Raw genomic sequence first — 21,514 nt, forward strand, 5'->3', positions numbered from 1 at the left:
ATGACGACGAACACCGCCGATGCCGCCACCCTCGCCCTGACGGCGCTGCTGCTGCTCCCGCTCGGGCTGGCCGTCGGCTCGTTCCTCAACGTCGTGATCTGGCGTGTGCCGCAGGGCATGTCCGTGGTGCGCCCGCCGAGCGCGTGCCCGCGGTGCGGCCATGCGATCCGTGAGCGCGACAACGTGCCCGTGGTCTCCTGGCTGCTGCTGCGCGGGCGCTGCCGTGACTGCCAGGAGCCGATCTCGGTCCGCTACCCGCTCGTCGAGGCGGCCACCGGTGTCCTGTTCGTCGCGACCGGGCTGTTCACCGGGCCGAGCTGGGTGCTGCCGGGGCTGCTGTACCTCGTCTCGATCTCTATCGCCCTGGCCCTGATCGACATCGACACGCGGCGGCTGCCGGACGTGATCGTGCTGCCGTCCTACCTCGTCGCGCTCGCGCTGCTGACGCTCGCCTCGTGGAACCCGGGCGGCGAGGCCGACTGGGGTGCGCTCGTGCGGGCACTCATCGGCGGTGCCGCGATGTTCGCGCTGTACCTCGTCCTCGTCCTGGTGTACCCCGCGGGGATGGGCAGGGGGGACCTCAAGCTCTCAGGCGTGCTGGGGCTGTACCTCGGCTGGTTCGGCTGGGCCACGCTCGCCTTCGGATGGTTCGCGGCGTACCTCCTCGGAGGCCTGTTCTCGATCGGCCTGCTGCTCGTCGGTCGAGCCGGACGCAAGTCCAAGATCCCGTTCGGGCCGTGGATGCTGCTCGGGGCGCTCGTCGGCATCGCGGTGGGCGAGGCCGTCGGAGAGTGGTACCTGAGCCTGTTCTGAGGCGCCCTGCACGTGCACAGCCGGGCGACCACGGTCCTGGCACCCACGGACCGGTCCGTGTCGCGAAGAGCTCGCCCCGGGTCCTCAAGTCGCAGGTCGGTGCACCCGATAGGACGGAGGAACGTTTCCCGTCCGTCGGAAGGACCTCCGTGGCCAGCTCACGAGTCATCGGCCTCGACATCGGCTGGACGTGCGTGCGCGCGGCCGAGCTCGAGTTCGGCAGTGGTGGACCGGCCGGCAAGACGCCGCCGACCCTTGTGCGGTACGGCCAGGTGCCGCTGCCGCTCGGTGCGGTGCGCGACGGCGAGGTCACGCAGCCCGAGACCGTCTCCGGCGCGCTGCGCCAGCTGTGGCAGCAGGCGAAGTTCGACTCCAAGGACGTCGTCCTCGGCGTCGGCAACCAGCGCGTCGTCGTCCGTGACCTCGACCTGCCGTGGATGCCGCTCGCCCAGCTCAAGGAGTCGCTGCCGTTCCAGGTGCACGAGATGCTCCCGATGGCCGCGGACGAGGCGCTGCTCGACTTCTTCCCGACCAACGAGTACGACGGTCCGCAGGGCCGCACCGTGCACGGGATGCTCGTCGCGGCGCAGCGGGACACGGTCAACGCCAACGTCCTCGCCGTCGAGGGCGCCGGGCTGCGCCCCCGGATGGTCGACCTCAACGCCTTCGCCCTCGTCCGCTCGCTCGCCCGCGGTGACCTGAGCCGCGCGACGGCCGCGTTCGTCGACATCGGCGCGAGCATCACGACCGTGGTCATCACGACGCAGGGCACGCCCCGGCTCGTCCGCTCGTTGGCGACCGGCGGCCAGAACGTGACCGCGGCCGTGGCCAGCGCCATGGGGATCTCGGCGGCGGAAGCCGAGCAGGTCAAGCGCGAGATCGGCATCGGCTTCGCCACCGACCCCGAGCGTGCCGGCGCCGCCGAGGCGATCTCGACGGTCGTGCGCGCCCTGGTCGAGGCCGTGCGCAACACGTTCGTCTACTACTCCAGCAACAACGGCGGCGGCGCGATCGACGTGGCCGTGCTGACCGGGGGCGGCTCCCACCTGCCCGGGCTCGGGCAGTACCTGTCGAGCGCGAGCCGGCTGCCGGTCACGCTCGGCGACCCCCTGGCCGGTCTCCGGTCGGCCAAGACCGTGCAGCGCGAGGCGCTGAACGGTCTGGAGTCGCTCCTCGCCCTGCCCGTCGGACTCGCCTACGGAGTTGCCGCATGAGTGCCGTGACCACGTCCCAGCGACGCAAGGGGGGCGCGGCCCTCACGGGGACCGGAGCCCTGCCGCAGGTCAACCTGCTGCCACCCGAGGTGCGCGCGGCCCGCGGCCTGCGCGCCACCAAGCGCTGGCTCGGCCTCGGGCTCGTCGCGACGCTCGCCCTGTGCGTCGCCGGCTACGGAGCCGCACTCATCTCGGGCGGCCTGGCCGACGCCGAGCTGACGGACGCCCAGGCGCGCACGGGTGTCCTGCAGGCCGAGCAGACCCAGTACGCCGAGGTCCCGGTCGTGCTGAACGCCCTGAACCAGGCCACCACGGCACGCCAGCTCGGCATGTCGACCGAGGTCCAGTGGAAGCCCTACATCGACGCGATCGCCGCCGTGCTCCCGGAGGGCGTCAGCATCGACACCTTCACGGTCACGGGTGCGACCCCGATGGCGGCGGCGGCTGCCCCGACCGATCCGCTGCAGGCGGCGGGCATGGGCTCCATCCAGTTCACCACCCGCTCCTCCACGATCCCGGACGTCGCGGCCTGGGTCGACGCGCTCGACTCGGTCCCCGGGTTCGCCTCGGCGTGGGCCGGTGCGGCAACACTCACGAGCGACGAGACCGGTGCCTACTACACGGTGTCGTCGGCGGTCGTCGTGACCTCCGACGCGTTCTCGCTCCGGTTCGAGCAGGTCGAGGGGGAGGGCTGACATGGGCGGCGCCAAGAAGAACACCTGGGTCGCAGGGACGGTCGTCGTCGCTCTGCTGATCGTCGTGGCCGCGTGGTTCCTGGCCATCTCGCCGGCGCTCACCTCGGCCGACGAGGTGCGCGCCCAGGCCGAGCAGACCCGGCAGGAGAACGAGCTGCTCGAGCTGAAGATCGCCCAGCTGAAGGCGGACTTCGACAAGCTGCCCGAGTACAAGGCCGAGCTCGCGGGTCTGCAGACGCAGATCCCGACCAGCGCGGCGATGTCCGAGTACCTGCGTGAGGTCGACCAGATCGCCGGCACGCACTCGGTGACGGTCACCGACATCACGCCCTCGATCCCGACCGCCGTGACCCTCGCAGCCTCGGCCGCACCGGCGGCCACCGAGACGACGGAGAGCGCAGACGGCTCGACGGACGCGACGACGGGCACCGCGACCACCGACCCCGCCGCGGCGTCCGGCGTCCCGACCGGTTTCGTCGCGATCCCGGTGGCGATCACCGTGATGGGGACGTACGACAACACGGTGGCCTTCCTCTACGACCTGCAGAACAGCACGCCGCGACTCTTCCTGGTCTCGGGTCTGGTCGGCACCTCGCAGAAGGAGGCGGAGGCCTCGGGCGGCAAGCCGGCGACCGCGGCCGGTGACCAGGAGCTCGTCATCAACGGGTACGTCTACGTGCTGCCCGACGCCCTCGGCGTCGCGGAGACCGTCGACCCCGCGGCCGCGGCCCCGGCACTGCCGGGCGCGGTCCCGGGCAAGAACCCGCTGGCGCCGATCGCCGGTCACTGACCGGCTGACCGATCGACGGCCCACCTCCTGAGCGCGAGCCCGGGAGGTGGGCCTCGTCATGGGAGGATCCGTCCATGCTGCGTTGGTTGACCTCTGGTGAGTCCCACGGCCCGGCGCTGGTCGGCATCCTCGAAGGCGTCCCCGCCGGGGTCGAGGTCGCCACCGCGGACGTGCAGGCGGCCCTGGCCCGCCGCCGGCTGGGTTACGGCCGGGGCGCCCGGATGAAGTTCGAGCAGGACGAGGTCCGGCTGCTCGGCGGTGTGCGGCACGGCCTGACGCAGGGCGGGCCCGTCGCGATCGAGGTCGGCAACACCGAGTGGCCCAAGTGGGCCGAGGTGATGTCGTCCGACCCGGTCGACGACCCCGAGGTGCTCAACCGGGCACGCAACGCCCCGCTGACCCGTCCGCGCCCGGGGCACGCCGACCTGGTGGGCATGCGCAAGTACGCGTTCGACGACGCCCGGCCGGTCCTGGAGCGCGCGAGCGCGCGCGAGACGGCCACGCGGGTGGCGCTGGGCACCGTGGCCGCGCACCTGCTCGAGCAGGCGGCCGGCGTGCGGCTCGTCTCGCACGTCGTCGGGATCGGACCGGTCGCCGTGCCGGAGGACGCCGTGCTCCCCACACCGGACGACGTGGCGGCGCTGGACGCCGACCCGGTGCGCTGCTTCGACGCCGAGACGTCGGCCGCGATGGTGGCCGAGATCGACGAGTGCCACAGGGACGGCGACACCCTCGGCGGCGTGGTCGAGGTCCTGGTCTACGGCCTGCCGTCGGGGCTGGGCTCCTACGTGCACGCCGACCGGCGGCTCGACGCACGCCTGGCGGGTGCGCTCATGGGCATCCAGGCGATCAAGGGTGTCGAGGTCGGCGACGGTTTCCGCACCGCTGCGCGGCGCGGCTCGGCGGCGCACGACGAGATCGAGCGGGACGACGCGGGGCGCATCGTGCGCCGGACCAACCGTGCGGGCGGCCTCGAGGGCGGCATGACGAACGGCGAGGTGCTGCGCGTGCGGGCGGCGATGAAGCCGATCTCCACGGTGCCGCGCGCCCTCGCGACGATCGACACCGCCACGGGCGAGCCGGCGCGGGCGCAGCACCAGCGTTCCGACGTGTGCGCGGTGCCCCCGGCGGCGGTGGTCGCCGAGGCGATGGTGGCGCTCGTCGTCGCGGACGCGCTGCTGGAGAAGACGGGCGGGGACTCGGTCGCCGAGGTGCGGCGCAACCTCGAGGCCTTCGTCGCCTCGGTGCCCGAGCTGCTGCGGTGAGCGCGCCGCGCATCGTCCTGGTCGGCCCCCCGGGTGCGGGCAAGTCGACGGTGGCGGCCGCCTTGGGCGACCGGTGGCAGCTCGCGGTGCGGGACACGGACGCCGACGTCGAGGCCGGTGCGGGCAGGTCGATCTCCGACCTGTTCGTCGAGGAGGGCGAGCCGCACTTCCGCGAGCTCGAGCGCGCCGCGGTGGCCCGTGCCCTGACCGAGCACGAGGGTGTGCTCGCGCTGGGTGGCGGGGCTGTGCTCGACGGGACGACCCAGGCGGCGCTGACCGCGTACACGGCGGCCGGCGGCGTGGTGGTCTTCCTCGACGTCTCGCTCGCGCACGCGGCGCCGCGGGTGGGGCTCAACCAGGCGCGTCCGCTGCTGCTCGGCAACCCCCGGGCGCGCTGGCAGGCGCTGATGGAGGCTCGCCGGCCCGTCTACGAGCGGCTCGCGACGCTGCGGGTGTCGACGGACGGACGGCGACCGGTCGAGGTCGCCGAGGAGATCGAGCAGGGTCTGGCCGCGCTGCGTCAGGGCGCGGCGACGACGCAGGCCGAGGACGAGCAGGGGAGCAGCCAGGGATGAGCACCACGAGCCGTCGGACCGTCACCGTGCACGGCGAGCAGCCGTACGACGTGGTCATCGGGCACCACCTGCTGGGCGACCTGCCGGGTGTGCTCGGCGAGGGCGTGCGCCGCGTGCTCGTGATCCACCCCGCGGCGCTGACCGTCTCGGCCGACGCCGTGCGGGCCGACCTGCTCGAGCACGGCTACGAGGCGTACCTGGCCGAGGTGCCGGACGCCGAGGCGTCCAAGACGGCCCAGGTCGCGGCGTTCCTGTGGGGCGTGCTCGGCCAGGCGGACTTCACCCGCTCGGACGCGGTCGTGGCGGTCGGCGGCGGGGCGACGACGGACCTCGCGGGTTTCGTGGCCGCCACGTGGCTGCGCGGCATCAAGGTCGTGCACCTGCCGACGACCGTGCTCGCGATGGTCGACGCGGCGGTGGGCGGCAAGACGGGCATCAACACGGCCGAGGGCAAGAACCTGGTGGGCGCGTTCCACCCGCCGGCCGGGGTTCTGTGCGACCTGGCGACGCTGTCGTCGATGGCGCCCTTCGACTTCGTGGCCGGTCTCGCCGAGATCGTCAAGGCGGGGTTCATCGCCGACACGCGCATCCTCGAGCTCGTCGAGGCCAACGTCGACCTGCTCAAGGACCCGGTCGCCGCGTCCGCCTCGCCCGTGCTGGCCGAGCTGATCGAGCGTGCTGTGGCCGTGAAGGCGGCGGTCGTGGGGGAGGACCTCAAGGAAGCCGGCCTGCGCGAGATCCTCAACTACGGGCACACGTTCGGCCACGCGGTCGAGCACGTCGAGCGCTACCAGTGGCGGCACGGTGCCGCGGTGTCGGTCGGCATGGTCTTCGCCGCCGAGCTGGCCCGCCTGGCGGGTCGGTTGAGCGACGACGTCGTCGACCGGCACCGTTCGGTGCTGACCTCGCTGGGCCTGCCGACCTCGTACCGGGGCGACCGGTGGGAGCGGCTGCTGACGGGTATGCGGCGGGACAAGAAGACGCGGGGTGACCTGCTGCGGTTCGTGGTCCTGGAGGACCTCGGCAAGCCGGTCCGGCTCGAGGGTCCCGACCCGACCCTGCTGGCCGCCGCGTACGCCGAGGTGAGTGAGGGCGCGGCCCCGGTCGGGTCGGCGGTCTCGCTCTGAGGCACGGCTGGCGGACTGCTGACGCGCCCTCGCCGCTCCGCGGTCCGGGGGTTCGTCGCCGGTAGCCTTCGGGGCATGACGCGCGTGCTGGTCCTCAACGGCCCCAACCTCGGTCGGCTGGGGGTGCGCGAGCCCGAGGTGTACGGGTCGGCGTCCTACGCGGACCTGGTCGCCGCGGCGCGGTCGTGGGGCGAGGAGCTGGGGCTGAGCGTCGAGGTGCGGCAGACCGACGACGAGTCCGAGCTGGTCGGCTGGCTGCACGAGGCGGTCGACGCGGCCACGCACGTGGTGCTCAACCCGGCGGCGTTCACGCACTACTCCTACGCGCTGCGGGACGCGGCCGCCCAGGTCACGAAGGCGGGCCTGCAGCTGGTCGAGGTGCACCTGTCCAACCCGTACGCCCGCGAGACGTTCCGTCACGTGTCGGTCATCGGCCCGGTCGCGTCGGGCACGGTCGCGGGCTTCGGCTTCGGCTCCTACGAGCTGGCTCTGCGGGCGATCGCCGGTCGCCTCTAGCACAACCACTCAAGGTTGTGATCTCAGGAACAACCTGAGAGGGTTGTGGCATGTTCGTCCTGACGATCGACCAGCAGGGCAGCCGCGTGGTGGGCGACCGCGTCGAGGCCTTCCTCGCGGTGCTCGAGGGCTCCACCGACCCGCAGCCCGCGGCAGGGACCCTCTCAGCCTCCGCCCGCAGGTTCGCGCCGCCCGTGCGGGACTTCGAGCGCACCGTCGGCGACGAGGTGCAGGCCGTCTTCGACGACCCGACGGCGGTCGTCGACCTCGTCCTGCGCGTGCTGCGTCACGGCGGCTGGTCGGTCGGCATCGGCGCCGGCCCCGTCGAGCTGCCCCTGCCGGAGAGCACCCGGGCCGGGGCGGGGCCCGCGTTCGTGCTCGCCCGTGAGGCCGTCGAGGCGGCCAAGAGCCGCGTCCGGACGGTCCCGCTCGCCGTGCGCGGCCGGGACGCGACCGCCGCGCTCGACGCCGAGGCGCTCCTCGTCCTCACCGCAGCCGTCGCCGCACGACGCAGCGCGGAGGGCTGGCAGGTCGTCGACCTCCTCGACGACCTGGGCCCGGAGGCCCGGCAGGACGACGTCGCCGCGCGGCTCGACATCAGCCAGCAGGCCGTCAGCAAGCGCCTGCGCGCGGCGCTGTGGGCCGAGGAGCTCGCGGCTCGCCCGGCGGCCGGGCGTCTCCTCGAACGCGCCGAGGCGCGCGAGCACGACTGACACGCCGGTGCCGCACGGCGCCCGCCCGCGGATGCGTGCGCCGGCGCCCGATCGTCGGTAGCGTGCGCACGCACCCGCGACCGCAGGTGCTCGTCCGCACCAGGAGGGTCCGTGCAGCCTGCTGCCGCCATCCCGCTCGTGCTCGTGCTGCTGGTCGCCTCCACGCTCGGCGGGTGGCCCGTCACCCGCGGCATCCTGCACCTCGCCTCACGCTCCGCGGACGCAGGGGAGGCCCCCGGCAAGCACCAGGCGCCCGACAAGCAGGCAGCGCCCGACCAGCAGGCGCCCGACCACCTCGCCCCGGACCAGCAGCCCGACGGGGGCGACGGGCCCGAGGGCGAACGTGCCCGCACCGCCCTGCGCGGCGGCACCTGGATCGGGCTCCTCGAACGCCTCGCGGTCACCGGCAGCCTGATGATCGGCCAGCCCGAGGTCGTCGCGGTCGTCGTCGCCGTCAAGGGCCTGGGCCGCTACCCCGAGCTGCGGCAGAACCCCGGCGCGTCCGAGCGGTTCGTCATCGGCACCCTCGCCTCGCTGGTCTGGGCGGCCGCCCTGGGGTACCTCGGTCGGTGGCTCCTGGCATGACCGGTACGATGGTCGGCGGTTCCCTGACCGGCGGCACCCGCGCACACCCTGCGCACGGTGCGCACAGTGCGAGGCACGTCCCGCCGGTCGGCACGCAGACCTCACCCCTCGACAGGAAGCGACGATCGTGGCGACCACCAACGACCTGAAGAACGGCACCGTGCTGCGCATCGACGGCCAGCTGTGGACCGTCGTGGAGTTCCAGCACGTCAAGCCCGGCAAGGGTGGCGCCTTCGTCCGCACCAAGCTCAAGAACGTCCTGTCCGGCAAGGTCGTCGACCGGACGTTCAACGCCGGCCTGAAGGTCGAGACGGCGAACGTCGACAAGCGCGACATGCAGTACCTGTACAAGGACGGCACGGACTTCGTGTTCATGGACACGGACACCTACGACCAGCTGAACATCTCCGAGACGGTCGTCGGCGACGTCTCGCACTTCCTCCTGGAGAACCAGAACGCCCTGGTCGCCACGAACGAGGGTGTGCCGCTCTACGTCGAGCTGCCCCCGTCGGTCACGCTCCTGGTCACCTACACCGAGCCCGGCCTGCAGGGCGACCGCTCGTCGGCCGGCACCAAGCCCGCCACGCTCGAGACCGGCTACGAGATCCAGGTCCCGCTGTTCCTCGAGTCGAACACCAAGGTCAAGGTGGACACGCGCGACGGCAGCTACCTCGGCCGTGTGAACGACTGAGGTGGGCGCCCGCACCAAGGCTCGCAAGCGCGCGCTCGACGTCCTCTTCGAGGCCGAGCAGCGCGGGGTCGACCCGATCACGCTGCTCGCCCAGCGGATCGCCGACCCGGGTGCCCAGACCTCGCTGCCGCAGTACGCGGTGGACCTGGTCGAGGGTGTCGTCGCGCACGCCGAGCGGATCGACGAGCTGATCTCGACGCACGCGCACGGCTGGACGATCGAGCGGATGCCCGCGGTCGACCGGGTCCTGCTGCGCATGGGCGTCTGGGAGGTCCTCTTCAACGACGACGTCCCCGACGCGGTCGCGGTCGACGAGGCCGTCGAGCTGGCGAAGTCGCTGTCCACCGACGACTCGCCCGCGTTCGTCAACGGCCTGCTCGGCCGGATCGTCGACCTCAAGCCGACGCTGCTCGCCTGAGCCCACGCCCGACACCGGGCGACCGAACGACACGGACGCCGTCCACCCTGCGGGGCGGACGGGGTCCGTCGTGCTGCGGGAGGAGGGGAGAGGCCCCGTCGTCAGGGTGTCGGCGTCGGCCGGCGTCAGAACGTCGACGGCGGCACGAGCGGACGTGGCCGGGGGCCACGCACCGGGACGGTCGCGGCGGCGCGGCCGAGCATGTTGCCCTGCACGTGCGGCACGCCGAGCTCGACGAGCGCCGTCAGCTCGGCGACCCCCTCGACCCCCTCGGCGACGATGTCCAGGTCGTGCGAGCGCGCCAGCTCGACGATCGTGCGCAGCACGGCCCGGCCACGGACCGTGCCGACCTCCTTGACGAAGGACCGGTCGATCTTGAGCACGTCGACGGGCAGCCGGGCCAGGCGGGCCAGGGAGCTGTAGCCCGTCCCGAAGTCGTCGAGAGCGATCCGTGCCCCCCGCGCCCGCAGAGCCTCGAGGACGGGCACCGCGGACCCCGCCCGCAGGATCGTCGTCTCGGTGATCTCCAGCGTCAGGTGCTCCCAGTAGGCGTCGCCCCAGGCCTCGCTGACCTGCTCGAGGAAGTCGGGCTCCGCGAGCTGGCGGGCCGCCACGTTGACCGCCACCGGGATCTGGAAGCGGTCGAGCGCCCGCCGGGCCTGCTTGAGCACGGACAGGCCGATCGGCACGATCAGCCCGGTGTCCTCCGCGAGCGGAAGCCAGTCGGCGGGCAGCAGCACCCGGCCGTGGTGCTCCCACCGCGCGAGGGTCTCGACGCTGACGACCTCGAGCGTGATCGCATCCGCGACCGGTTGGAAGTAGGCCTTGAAGCGCCCTTCGGTGACCGCGGCCTCCAGCTCGCTGCGCCGGTGGTGCTCGGAGGCGACCCGTCGGCGCAGCGCCCGGTCGAAAACCCGGTAGCCGGACGCCGTGCGCTTGGCCTCGAGCATCGCGGTGTCCGCCTGCCGGAGCAGACCGTCAGGGTCGATCACGTCGCCCGGGTCCCATGCGGCCACGCCGACCGTCAGCTGCGCGTTCAGGGTCTCGGCGGGACCGAGCGCTGCGAAGTCCTGCCGCAGCGCGCGTGCGAGGGTCAGCAGGTCGGCGTCGGACGCAGCCCTGGGCACGACGAGCACGAACTCGTCACCGCCGAGCCGCCCGACGAACCACCCGTCCAGGCACGCCGCGCGCAGGAAGTGCCCGACCCGGATCAGCAGGTCGTCGCCGCGTGCGTGGCCGTGCTTGTCGTTGACCGACTTGAAGCCGTCGACGTCGCAGTACACGAGCGCGACCCGGGTGCGTTCGACGTTCGCCTGCTCGAGGATCTCGGCGAGGTGCTTGTCGACGGCGTGCCGGTTCGGCAGCCCGGTCAGCGCGTCGGTGAACGCCGTACGGCTCAACCGGTGCGCGAGGGCGTGCCGCTCGGCGGCTGCGGAGACGATCTGGGCGAGGTCGAGCAGGAACGCCCGGGCCTCGGGGGTGCGGTGGGTGCCCTCGGCGGAGAACAGCTCGGCGACGAACCGGCCCTGGGACAGCGGGCGCAGCGAACCCTGCAGCTCGGGGTCGCCGAGCAGCTCGCGGGCGGCGTCCCGGGCGCGCAGCAGCAGGGTCTCGGGCTCCTTGACGAACCAGGCCGTGTTCGACAGCCGCGCGATCACGTCGTGCATCTGGCGCTGACGGGTCGCGTGCAGCTGCGCGCGACGCATCTGGCGCAGCGCGAAGACCTCCAGCACGCCGGCGAGCGGCAGCGGCCATAGGCCGAGCAGGCCCGGTCCTGCGGCCCCGTCCGGGAGCGCGGAGCCGACCGTGAGGGCGACGACCGAGATCGTGCCGCCCACCACGAGCGTGAGCCCGCGCGCCGTCATGGAGCGGCTGCCGGCCGCGACGACGAGGTAGGAGACGACCACCGCGATCGGCGCGACGAGCGTCGCGACGCCGACCTGAGGCAGGAGCACGACGTCGGGCAGCCAGGTGGTCCAGGCGGAGGGCAGCACGGCCAGCACCGCCCAGGTCAGGCGCAGGGCGAGCAGGGCGGTGGTCGTGAGCACCCAGGGGCGGACCGTCGGCCCGTCGGTGAGTGCGCGCATGGTGGGCAGCGCGAGCAGGACGATCGCGGCCACGAGCAGCACACGGACGAGCTCGACGCCCGTGACGAGCGCGGAGGGTCCGATCATGGGCAGCAGGCCGCCGAGCAGCAGCTCGGTGGCGATCACGGCGGACGAGCTGAGCGCCCAGAAGGCGCCGACGTCGCGCTGCTCCCCCCGCCACCACAGCCAGTGGGAGGCGCAGAAGCCACCCACCACCCCCGCGCCGAGCAGCTGGAGGATCGTGACCCACGTCAGGGAGGGATCCAGCACGTTCCTCTCATCGGTCGCTCGGTGGCCGTGGTGAAGGTCTCGGCCGGGTGACGGACCCTCGGTCCGCAGGTCGTCGCCACGCTACCGGGTGGCGTACCGGGAGGTTCAGGACCCTTCGGGAGCGCCGGGTGCTCCCACCCGTCCGATCGTGCGGGTGGTCGACGTCACGTCCGTGGTCGACGCCGCGCCGGACGTCGAGCGCGGGGCGCTCCGGCGGCGCGTTACTCTGACGGCCGACAGACATTCCTTTAAGGCCCGTCCTGTGAGGCGGGGAAGGAGGGTCGCCGGATGAGCTCTGGCACACCTGCACCTACGGACGGTCAGACCGTCGCCTCGACCGTGGTCCTCGGGCCGGCGGAGATCGCACGCGCACTGACGCGCATCGCGCACGAGGTCCTCGAACGCAACAAGGGCGCCGCTGACGTCGTGCTGCTCGGCATCCCGACACGGGGGCTGCCGTTGGCCCGCAGGCTCGCGGAACGTCTGGTCGCGGTGGAGCCGGGGCTGGCGGGCACCGATCCTGACCTGCTGGTCGGCAGCCTCGACGTGACGATGTACCGCGACGACCTCGCGCACCACCCGACGCGCAGCATCGGCGCCACCCAGGAGCCCGACGGCGGTCTCGACGGCAAGGTGGTCGTCCTCGTGGACGACGTCCTGTACTCCGGGCGGACGATCCGTGCGGCGCTGGACGCGATCAGCGACCTGGGTCGGCCCCGGGCGGTGCAGCTCGCCGCGCTGGTCGACCGGGGTCACCGCGAGCTGCCGATCCGCGCGGACTACGTCGGCAAGAACCTGCCCACCTCGCACACCGAGCGGGTGCGCGTGCTGCTCGAGGAGATCGACGGACGCGACGCGGTCCTCATCGAGGGTGACGCAGCCGAGGGGGGCGCACGATGAGACACCTGCTCTCAGCCGCCGACCTGGACCTCGCCGAGGCCGTGCACGTGCTGGACACGGCGGGGCAGATGGCCGCGACCCAGGCGCGCGAGATCAAGAAGCTGCCCACGCTGCGCGGACGCACCGTGGTGAACCTCTTCTTCGAGGACTCCACCCGGACGCGCATCTCGTTCGAGACGGCCGCCAAGCGGCTGTCGGCGGACGTCATCAACTTCTCCGCGAAGGGCTCGAGCGTCTCCAAGGGGGAGTCCCTCAAGGACACGGCCCTCACGCTGCAGGCCATGGGCGCCGACGCGGTGGTCATCCGGCACCAGTCCTCGGGTGCGCCGCACACGCTGGCCCGGTCCGGGTGGACGCACGGCGCGGTGGTCAACGCGGGCGACGGCACCCACCAGCACCCGACCCAGGCGCTGCTCGACGCCTACACGCTGCGCCGGCACCTGGTCGGCGCGAGCGGGCGTGACGACGTCACGGGCCGTGACCTGGCCGGTCTCAAGGTGGCGATCGTCGGCGACGTGCTGCACAGCCGGGTCGCCCGCTCGAACGTGCAGCTGCTGCACACCCTGGGCGCGCAGGTCACCCTGGTCGCGCCGCCGACGCTCGTGCCCGTGGGCGTGGAGGCCTGGCCGGCCCGCGTGTCCTACCACCTGGACGAGGTCGTCGAGGAGGTGCAGCCGGACGCGATCATGATGCTGCGCGTGCAGCGCGAGCGGATGTCCAGCGCGGGCGGTGGGTTCTTCCCCAGCCCGCTGGAGTACACGCGCGGCTACGGGCTCGACGCCCGTCGGCTCGCGGCGATGCCGGAGCACGCGATCGTGCTGCACCCCGGGCCGATGAACCGCGGGCTCGAGATCTCCGCCGAGGCGGCCGACTCGCCGCGTGCGGTGATCGTCGAGCAGGTGGCGAACGGTGTGGCCGTGCGGATGGCGGTGCTGTACCTGCTGCTGTCCGGCTCGGGGCCGGAGCACCGCGGTGGACCAGGGACGAGCGCGGGCGTGCCGGAAGGCAGCCTGTCGACGGACGAGACGAAGGTGGAGGCATGAGCACGAGCTACCTGCTGCGAGGGGTCGCGCCGCTGGGCGGACCGGCGACCGACGTGCTCCTGGCCGACGGCGTGATCGCCGCGATCGGCGCCGACGCCGGCGCCGGCGCGGTGGACGTGACCGTGGTCGAGGGAGCCGGGCTCGTGCTGCTGCCCGGACTGGTCGACCTGCACACCCACCTGCGGGAGCCGGGTCGTGAGGACGCCGAGACCGTCTGGTCGGGCACGCGCGCCGCGGCGCTCGGCGGTTTCACCGCGGTGCACGCGATGGCGAACACGAACCCGACCCAGGACACCGCCGGTGTCGTCGAGCAGGTGTGGCGGCTGGGCCGCGACGCCGGCTGGGTCGACGTGCACCCCGTCGGCGCCGTGACGGTGGGTCTCGAGGGCGAGCGCCTGGCCGAGCTGGGGGCGATGGCGCAGTCGGCCGCGCGTGTGCGGGTGTTCTCCGACGACGGCCGGTGCGTGCACGACCCGGTCGTGATGCGCCGCGCGCTGGAGTACGTCAAGGCGTTCGACGGCGTGGTCGCCCAGCACGCGCAGGAGCCGCGCCTCACCGAGGGCTCGCAGATGCACGAGGGCGTCGTCTCGGCCGAGCTGGGTCTGGCCGGTTGGCCGGCCGTCGCCGAGGAGGCGATCGTCGCCCGCGACGTGCTGCTCGCCGAGCACGTCGGTTCGCGGCTGCACGTGTGCCACCTGTCGACCGCCGGGTCGGTGGAGATCGTCCGCTGGGCCAAGTCCCGTGGCATCGACGTGACCGCCGAGGCCACGCCGCACCACCTGGCGCTGACCGACGAGGAGGTGCGCGGCTACGACCCCGTGTTCAAGGTCAACCCGCCGCTGCGCACGCAGGCCGACGTCGACGCCGTCCGTGACGGGCTGGCCGACGGCACGATCGACATCGTCGCGACCGACCACGCCCCGCACACCCGTGAGGACAAGGACTGCGAGTGGGCGGCCGCCGCGTTCGGCATGACCGGCCTGGAGACGGTGCTGTCCGTGGTCCAGCAGACCATGGTCGACACGGGCCGCTTCACCTGGGCGGACGTGGCGCGCGTCCTGTCGCAGGCACCCGCGCAGATCGGTCGGGTCGCCGACCACGGGCGACCGATCGCGGTCGGTGAACCGGCGAACCTCGTGCTGGTCGACCCGGCCGCCCGCCGGGTGGTGGTCCCCGAGGAGCAGGCGTCCAAGAGCGCGAACTCGCCGCTGCGCGGCCGTGAGCTGCCGGGACGCGTCGTGGCGACGTTCCTGCGCGGCCGCGCGACCGTCCTCGACGGCGTGGCCGTGCCCGCGACGATCACGGCGGGGGTGCGCTGATGCCCACCCCGGTCTCGATCGCGCTGCTCGTCCTGCTCCTGGCGCTGGTGCTGCTCGGCATGCGTGCCGGGTGGCGCGCGCGCACCCGCCGCACCGGCGAGGTCGTGCCCGCCCTGCCGGCGGCCCCGGCCGACCTCGGCGAGGCGCGCACACCCGCCCTCGAGGCGGTCTACGTGTCCTCGACGCGGGCGGGCGACTGGCTCGACCGCGTCACCGCGCACGAGCTGGGGGAGCGCAGCGCCGCCCACGTGCAGGTGTGGGATGCCGGCGTGACCATCGCCCGTGAGGGCGTCGCCGACGTCTTCGTCCCGACCGAGGCGTTGCGGGCGGCCGGCACCGCCCCGGGCATCGCGGGCAAGGTCGTCGGCCGCGACGGGATCGTGCTGCTGACCTGGCTGCCCGCCCCCGAGGACGGCCGCGGTCTGGACACGGGGCTCCACACGCGGCACGCAGCCGACCGGGAGGTCCTGGTCGCCGCGGCGCGCGCACTCATCGACACGACGGCCGGCGAACCCGCGCCCGCGCAGGACCAGCAGGAGGAGACGGCATGACCGACGCAGTGCTCGTGCTCGAGGACGGCCGCACGTACCGCGGACAGGCGTACGGCGCGGTCGGGACGACGCTCGGCGAGATCGTCTTCAACACCGGGATGACCGGCTACCAGGAGACGCTGACCGACCCGTCGTACCACCGGCAGATCGTCGTGATGACCGCCCCGCACATCGGCAACACGGGCGTGAACGACGAGGACCAGGAGTCGGCCCGCATCTGGGTCGCCGGCTACGTGGTGCGCGACCCCGCACGGCGGGCGTCCAACTGGCGCTCGGCCCGCACGCTCGACGACGACCTGGTCGCCCAGGGCATCGTCGGCATCAGCGGGATCGACACCCGCGCGCTGACCCGGCACCTGCGCGAGCGCGGCGTGATGCGCGCCGGCATCTTCTCGGGCGAGGCGCTGCTGGCCGACGGGCGTCGCCGTGACGACGACGACCTGCTCGCGCAGGTCCTGGCCGCACCGCAGATGGCGGGAGCCGACCTGGCCGGCGAGGTCTCCACCGAGCAGCCGTACGTCGTCGAGCCGGCCGGTGCGCCCGTGGCGACCGTCGTCGCGGTGGACCTCGGCATCAAGGCGATGACCCCGCAGCGCATGGCCGAGCGCGGCATCCGCGTGCACGTCGTGCCCTCGACGGCGACGATCGAGCGGGTCCTCGCGCTCGAGCCTGACGGCGTCTTCTTCTCCAACGGCCCCGGTGACCCGGCGGCCGCCACGCACGAGATCGACCTGCTGCGCGACGTCCTCGACCGGCGGATCCCGTTCTTCGGGATCTGCTACGGCAACCAGCTGCTCGGCCGGGCGTTCGGCTTCGGCACGTACAAGCTGGGCTACGGGCACCGCGGCGTGAACCAGCCGGTCCTCGACCGCGCCACCGGCAAGGTGGAGATCACGGCCCACAACCACGGCTTCGCGGTCGACGCCCCGCTCGACGGGCCGAGCGTCGCCCCCCACGAGGGGGGCCGCTACGGCCGGGTCGTCGTCTCGCACGTGGACCTCAACGACGACGTCGTGGAGGGTCTGCAGGCGCTGGACCTGCCGGCATTCTCGGTGCAGTACCACCCGGAGGCCGCCGCGGGCCCGCACGACGCCGCGTACCTCTTCGACCGCTTCCTCGACCTCATGAACGAGAAGAAGGGTGCCGCCTGATGCCCCGGCGCACTGATCTGCACAGCGTCCTGGTGATCGGGTCCGGCCCGATCGTCATCGGCCAGGCCTGCGAGTTCGACTACTCCGGGACGCAGGCCTGCCGCGTCCTGAAGGAGGAGGGCCTGAGGGTCGTCCTGGTGAACTCCAACCCGGCCACGATCATGACCGACCCCGAGTTCGCCGACGCCACCTACGTCGAGCCGATCACCACCGAGGTGCTCACCTCGATCATCGCCAAGGAGCGCCCCGACGCGCTGCTGCCGACCCTGGGCGGGCAGACGGCCCTCAACGCGGCCATCGCGCTGCACGAGGCCGGGGTGCTCGAGGAGTACGGCGTCGAGCTGATCGGGGCGAACATCGCCGCGATCCAGAAGGGCGAGGACCGCGAGCAGTTCAAGCAGGTCGTCGAGGTGTGCGGCGGGGAGTCCGCCCGCTCGGTCATCGTGCACGGGCTCGACGAGGCCCTTGCGGCCGTCGACGAGCTGGGCTACCCGATGGTGGTCCGTCCTTCGTTCACCATGGGCGGCCTCGGCTCCGGCATCGCGTACGACGAGACCGACCTGCGCCGGATCGTCGGCCAGGGCCTGCACTACTCGCCGACCACCGAGGTGCTCCTGGAGGAGTCGATCCTCGGCTGGAAGGAGTACGAGCTCGAGCTCATGCGCGACAAGCACGACAACGTCGTGGTCGTCTGCTCGATCGAGAACGTCGACCCGGTCGGGGTGCACACCGGCGACTCGGTGACGGTCGCCCCGGCGTTGACGCTCACCGACCGCGAGTACCAGAACCTGCGGGACATCGGCATCGCGGTCATCCGCGAGGTCGGGGTCGACACGGGCGGCTGCAACATCCAGTTCGCCGTCGAGCCCGACACGGGCCGCATCGTCGTCATCGAGATGAACCCACGCGTGTCGCGGTCGTCGGCCCTGGCCTCGAAGGCCACGGGCTTCCCGATCGCGAAGATCGCAGCCAAGCTGGCCGTCGGCTACACGCTCGACGAGATCCCCAACGACATCACCGGTTCCACGCCGGCCTCGTTCGAGCCGACGCTCGACTACGTCGTGGTGAAGGTCCCGCGGTTCGCGTTCGAGAAGTTCCCCGCCGCGGACCCGACGCTGACCACGACCATGAAGTCCGTCGGCGAAGCGATGGCCCTGGGCCGCAACTTCACCGAGGCCCTGGGCAAGGCTCTGCGCTCCCTGGACAAGAAGGGTGCGCAGTTCCACTGGGAGGGCGCCCCGGCGGCAGGGGCGGAGCTCGACACGCTGATCGCCTCGATCGCCCGGCCCACCGAACGCCGCCTGGTGGACGTGCAGCAGGTGCTGCGTGCGGGGGTGCCGCTCGAGACGGTGTTCGACCGCACCAAGATCGACCCGTGGTTCCTCGACCAGATCCAGCTGGTCAACGAGGTCGCGCAGGCCACCGCGGACGCCGACGCCCTCACCCGCGAGGCGCTGAACCATGCCAAGCGGCACGGCCTGTCCGACGCGCAGATCGCGCAGCTGCGCGGCACGACCGAGGACGCGGTGCGCGGCGCCCGGCACGCCGTGGGCCTGCGTCCGGTCTACAAGACGGTCGACACCTGTGCCGCCGAGTTCGCGGCCAGCACGCCGTACCACTACTCGTCGTACGACGAGGAGACCGAGGTCGCCCCGCGCACGCGTCCCGCGATCCTCATCCTCGGCTCGGGTCCCAACCGCATCGGGCAGGGCATCGAGTTCGACTACTCGTGCGTGCACGCGGCACTGGCCCTCAAGGGCGAGTTCGAGACCGTGATGATCAACTGCAACCCGGAGACCGTCTCGACGGACTACGACACCTCCGACCGGCTGTACTTCGAGCCGCTGACGTTCGAGGACGTGCTCGAGGTCTACCACGCCGAGCTCGCCGCCGGCCCGGTCGCGGGGCTCATCGTCACGCTGGGCGGGCAGACCCCGCTGTCGCTGGCGCACCGGCTCGAGGCCGCAGGGCTGCCGATCCTGGGCACGTCGCCGAAGGCCATCGACGCCGCCGAGGACCGTGGCGAGTTCGGCAAGGTCCTCGAGGCCGCCGGGCTGCCGGCGCCGGCGTTCGGCACCGCCACCACGTTGGCCGGTGCCCGTGACACGGCCCGCCGCATCGGGTTCCCGGTCCTCGTGCGCCCGTCGTACGTGCTGGGCGGGCGCGGCATGGAGATCGTGTACGACGAGGAGCACCTGGCCGAGTACGTGCAGCGTGCGCTGGACAACGCGGCCGACGGGGGGCGCGCCGGAACCCTGCCGCCGCTGCTCATCGACCGGTTCCTCGACGACGCGATCGAGATCGACGTCGACGCCCTGTTCGACGGCGAGGAGATGTTCCTCGGCGGCGTCATGGAGCACATCGAGGAGGCCGGCATCCATTCCGGCGACTCGGCATGCGCGCTGCCGCCGGTGACGTTGTCGGTCGCCGAGCTCGAGCGCATCCGGCTGTCCACCGAGGCGATCGCCCGCGGTGTGGGTGTGCACGGGCTGCTGAACATCCAGTTCGCGCTGGTCTCGGACATCCTCTACGTCCTGGAGGCGAACCCCCGGGCGTCGCGCACCGTGCCGTTCGTCTCGAAGGCCACGGGCGTGTCGTTGGCGAAGGCCGCGGCGCTGGTGATGGCCGGTCACTCGATCGCCGACCTGCGTGCGCGAGGCGTCCTGCCGCACGACGACGCGAGCGTGCTGGACCTGGACGCGCCCATCGCCGTGAAGGAGGCCGTGCTGCCGTTCAAGCGGTTCCGTACCGACGGCGGCGTGGTCGTGGACACCGTGCTCGGCCCCGAGATGCGTTCGACGGGTGAGGTCATGGGCTTCGACGTCGACTTCCCGACGGCGTTCGCCAAATCCCAGTCGGCCGCGTACGGCGGTCTGCCGACCGGTGGCCGGGCGTTCATCTCGGTCGCCGACCGGGACAAGCGCTCGATCGTCTTCCCGGTGAAGCGCCTCGCGGAGCTCGGCTTCGAGATCCTCGCCACGGCGGGCACCGCTGCGGTGCTGCACCGCAACGGCATCGACTCGCGCGTGGTCCGCAAGTTCTCCTCGGGCCGCGGCGACGACGGCGAGCCGACCATCGTGGACCTCATCACGGCCGGTGAGGTCGACATGGTCGTGAACACCCCGTCCGGTCAGGGCGCCCGCGCCGACGGCTACGAGATCCGTGCGGCCACCACGGCGGCCGACAAGGCGATCGTGACGACCGTGCAGCAGCTCGGTGCCGCCGTGCAGGCGATCGAGGCGGCCCAGGCCGGTCCGTTCCGGGTCACGAGCCTGCAGGAGCACGACGCGGCCACGGCGGCGCGCCGCGCGGCCCGCGCGGGGTCGGCTGCATGAGCGTCCTGGACGAGGGCGCTCCGAGGCCGGGGGAGCGGCCGACCTTCGGCGCGCGCCTGGGCGCAGCGATGGATTCTCACGGTCCGCTGTGCGTCGGCATCGACCCGCACCCCGGCCTGCTGGCCGCCTGGGGGCTCGGCGACGACGTCGACGGCCTGCGCCGGTTCGCCCTGACCGTGCTCGACGCGGTGGGTGGACGGGTGGCCGCCGTGAAGCCGCAGTCGGCGCTGTTCGAGCGGCACGGGTCGGCCGGGGTCGCGGTGCTCGAGGAGGTCGTCGCCGCAGGCCGTGACCTCGGCACGCTCGTTGTCGTGGACGCCAAGCGGGGTGACATCGGCTCGACGATGGCCGCCTACGCGGACGCCTACCTGCGCGACGGCTCCCCGCTGGCGGGCGACGCGCTCACGGTGTCCCCGTTCCTCGGCTTCGGCTCGCTCGCGCCGGCCGTGGAGGCTGCCGCGGCCACCGGGCGCGGGCTGTTCGTGCTGGCGCTGACCTCCAACCCGGAGGGTGCCGCCGTCCAGCACGCGCGGGACTCGGCCGGTGTGGCGGTGGCCACCCGGATCGCCGCCGAGGCCGGGACGCTCAACCGTGCCGAGATCGACCGGTCGGGTGCGTCGCTCGGTTCGGTGGGGCTGGTGGTCGGTGCCACGATCGGCGACGCGGCTCGTCGGCTCGACCTCGACCTGGAGGCCGTCCACGGGCCGCTGCTGGCACCCGGGGTGGGTGCGCAAGGGGCCGGTCCGGCCGAGCTGGCCGCGGTGTTCGGCACGGCCCGGCAGGCCGTCCTGGCGTCGTCCTCCCGAGGTGTCCTCGCTGCCGGACCGGACCCGCAGCGGCTGCGCGAGGCGGCACGCCGGGGTGCGGACGAGGCGGCCGCGGCGCTGCGCTGAGACGCTCGGGTGCCACCCCTCGGTCCTCTCACGGGCCCGAGGTGCCCCGTCGACCCCTGTGGTGGCACCCAGACCGTCCTGACCTGCGCGGGCAGTCCTTCACCCTCAAGGCCTGTCGCGTTGCCGAGGTCCCGGGGGGTCGCTAGTTTCTTAATCACGGTCGCGCTGCTCAGCGTGGTCGCCGGCCCACTGACGAGAAGGTGACGCGCGTGGCTCTCCCCCCGCTGACTCCCGAACAACGCGCCGCAGCGCTCCAGAAGGCCGCCGCCGCCCGGCAGGCCCGCGCCGAGGTGAAGAACCGTCTCAAGTACTCCCAGGGCACGCTCTCCGAGGTGATCACCCTGGGTCAGCAGGACGAGACCATCGGCAAGCTCAAGGTCCTGGCACTCCTCGAGGCCCTGCCCGGTGTGGGCAAGGTCAAGGCTCGTGCGATCATCGAGGAGATCGGCATCTCCGAGACGCGTCGTGTGCGTGGCCTGGGTCCCCACCAGGTGAAGGCCCTCGTCGAACGCTTCGGCTGATCGCCCCGCCCGAGTCCCGGTCCGGCACTGCGCCGGGCCGGG

General features: G+C 72.9%; 21 protein-coding genes. 20 read left to right on the plus strand and 1 reads right to left on the minus strand.

Going from position 1 to position 21,514, the window contains the following annotated elements; all coding sequences use genetic code 11:
* From BKA22_RS16775 to nusB, 12 genes are all read left to right on the plus strand, one after another.
* Positions 1-813, plus strand: a complete 813-nt coding sequence (locus BKA22_RS16775) for a prepilin peptidase (protein ID WP_146951866.1) — start codon at positions 1-3, stop codon at positions 811-813.
* Between the two features lie 149 nt (positions 814-962).
* On the plus strand, positions 963-2,027 hold the full coding sequence (gene pilM, locus BKA22_RS16780) for a type IV pilus assembly protein PilM (protein WP_146951867.1): 1,065 nt from the start codon (positions 963-965) through the stop codon (positions 2,025-2,027).
* Positions 2,024-2,722, plus strand: coding sequence for a PilN domain-containing protein (locus BKA22_RS16785; protein WP_146951868.1), 699 nt, complete (start codon positions 2,024-2,026; stop codon positions 2,720-2,722). Before pilM ends, BKA22_RS16785 begins: the two co-directional genes overlap by 4 nt.
* Position 2,723: 1 nt before the next feature.
* Complete coding sequence (locus BKA22_RS16790) at positions 2,724-3,512, plus strand: hypothetical protein (RefSeq protein WP_146951869.1); 789 nt, start codon at positions 2,724-2,726, stop codon at positions 3,510-3,512.
* 74 nt (positions 3,513-3,586) lie between these two features.
* Positions 3,587-4,777 carry a chorismate synthase gene (gene aroC, locus BKA22_RS16795; protein WP_146951870.1) on the plus strand — a complete coding sequence of 397 codons (1,191 nt, stop codon included), beginning with the start codon at positions 3,587-3,589 and terminating at the stop codon, positions 4,775-4,777.
* Positions 4,774-5,352, plus strand: coding sequence for a shikimate kinase (locus tag BKA22_RS16800; protein ID WP_146951871.1), 579 nt, complete (start codon positions 4,774-4,776; stop codon positions 5,350-5,352). Before aroC ends, BKA22_RS16800 begins: the two co-directional genes overlap by 4 nt.
* On the plus strand, positions 5,349-6,479 hold the full coding sequence (aroB, locus tag BKA22_RS16805) for a 3-dehydroquinate synthase (protein WP_146951872.1): 1,131 nt from the start codon (positions 5,349-5,351) through the stop codon (positions 6,477-6,479). The genes BKA22_RS16800 and aroB overlap by 4 nt, the downstream gene beginning before the upstream one ends.
* A gap of 75 nt (positions 6,480-6,554) precedes the next feature.
* On the plus strand, positions 6,555-6,995 hold the full coding sequence (locus tag BKA22_RS16810) for a type II 3-dehydroquinate dehydratase (protein WP_146951873.1): 441 nt from the start codon (positions 6,555-6,557) through the stop codon (positions 6,993-6,995).
* A gap of 50 nt (positions 6,996-7,045) precedes the next feature.
* Entirely contained in the window at positions 7,046-7,708 is a 663-nt protein-coding gene (locus BKA22_RS16815) for a hypothetical protein (protein ID WP_146951874.1), read from the plus strand.
* Between the two features lie 111 nt (positions 7,709-7,819).
* Positions 7,820-8,293 carry a hypothetical protein gene (locus tag BKA22_RS16820; RefSeq protein ID WP_146951875.1) on the plus strand — a complete coding sequence of 158 codons (474 nt, stop codon included), beginning with the start codon at positions 7,820-7,822 and terminating at the stop codon, positions 8,291-8,293.
* A gap of 127 nt (positions 8,294-8,420) precedes the next feature.
* The gene (gene efp / locus BKA22_RS16825; protein WP_146951876.1) at positions 8,421-8,984 is read left to right on the plus strand and encodes an elongation factor P; all 564 of its coding nucleotides are present in this window, start codon (positions 8,421-8,423) and stop codon (positions 8,982-8,984) included.
* A 1-nt stretch (position 8,985) separates the two neighbouring features.
* Entirely contained in the window at positions 8,986-9,402 is a 417-nt protein-coding gene (nusB, locus tag BKA22_RS16830) for a transcription antitermination factor NusB (RefSeq protein ID WP_146951877.1), read from the plus strand.
* 125 nt (positions 9,403-9,527) lie between these two features.
* On the opposite strand, the gene BKA22_RS16835 is transcribed toward nusB, so the two are convergent.
* Positions 9,528-11,759: a putative bifunctional diguanylate cyclase/phosphodiesterase gene (locus BKA22_RS16835; protein ID WP_223203441.1), complete on the minus strand. Its 2,232-nt coding sequence runs from the start codon at positions 11,757-11,759 to the stop codon at positions 9,528-9,530.
* A gap of 288 nt (positions 11,760-12,047) precedes the next feature.
* On the opposite strand from BKA22_RS16835, the gene pyrR reads away from it, so the two are divergent.
* From pyrR to mihF, 8 genes are all read left to right on the plus strand, one after another.
* Complete coding sequence (gene pyrR, locus BKA22_RS16840) at positions 12,048-12,659, plus strand: bifunctional pyr operon transcriptional regulator/uracil phosphoribosyltransferase PyrR (protein ID WP_146951878.1); 612 nt, start codon at positions 12,048-12,050, stop codon at positions 12,657-12,659.
* On the plus strand, positions 12,656-13,702 hold the full coding sequence (locus BKA22_RS16845; protein ID WP_146951879.1) for an aspartate carbamoyltransferase catalytic subunit: 1,047 nt from the start codon (positions 12,656-12,658) through the stop codon (positions 13,700-13,702). Before pyrR ends, BKA22_RS16845 begins: the two co-directional genes overlap by 4 nt.
* Positions 13,699-15,021, plus strand: coding sequence for a dihydroorotase (locus BKA22_RS16850; protein WP_146951880.1), 1,323 nt, complete (start codon positions 13,699-13,701; stop codon positions 15,019-15,021). Before BKA22_RS16845 ends, BKA22_RS16850 begins: the two co-directional genes overlap by 4 nt.
* Complete coding sequence (locus tag BKA22_RS16855; protein ID WP_146951881.1) at positions 15,021-15,572, plus strand: PH-like domain-containing protein; 552 nt, start codon at positions 15,021-15,023, stop codon at positions 15,570-15,572. Before BKA22_RS16850 ends, BKA22_RS16855 begins: the two co-directional genes overlap by 1 nt.
* Positions 15,569-16,723 (plus strand): glutamine-hydrolyzing carbamoyl-phosphate synthase small subunit, encoded by a 1,155-nt coding sequence (gene carA, locus BKA22_RS16860; protein WP_146951882.1) that lies wholly within the window; start codon positions 15,569-15,571, stop codon positions 16,721-16,723. The genes BKA22_RS16855 and carA overlap by 4 nt, the downstream gene beginning before the upstream one ends.
* A complete protein-coding gene (carB, locus tag BKA22_RS16865; RefSeq protein WP_146951883.1) occupies positions 16,723-20,058 on the plus strand; it encodes a carbamoyl-phosphate synthase large subunit in 3,336 nt (1,111 codons plus the stop codon). Before carA ends, carB begins: the two co-directional genes overlap by 1 nt.
* Positions 20,055-20,951 (plus strand): orotidine-5'-phosphate decarboxylase, encoded by an 897-nt coding sequence (gene pyrF / locus BKA22_RS16870; RefSeq protein ID WP_146951884.1) that lies wholly within the window; start codon positions 20,055-20,057, stop codon positions 20,949-20,951. Before carB ends, pyrF begins: the two co-directional genes overlap by 4 nt.
* A 209-nt stretch (positions 20,952-21,160) precedes the next feature.
* Positions 21,161-21,472, plus strand: coding sequence for an integration host factor, actinobacterial type (gene mihF / locus BKA22_RS16875; protein WP_146951885.1), 312 nt, complete (start codon positions 21,161-21,163; stop codon positions 21,470-21,472).
* The last annotated feature ends 42 nt before the right edge of the window (positions 21,473-21,514 follow it).

The organism is Cellulomonas soli (assembly GCF_013409305.1).
GTDB classification, from domain to species: Bacteria; Actinomycetota; Actinomycetes; order Actinomycetales; family Cellulomonadaceae; genus Cellulomonas; species Cellulomonas soli.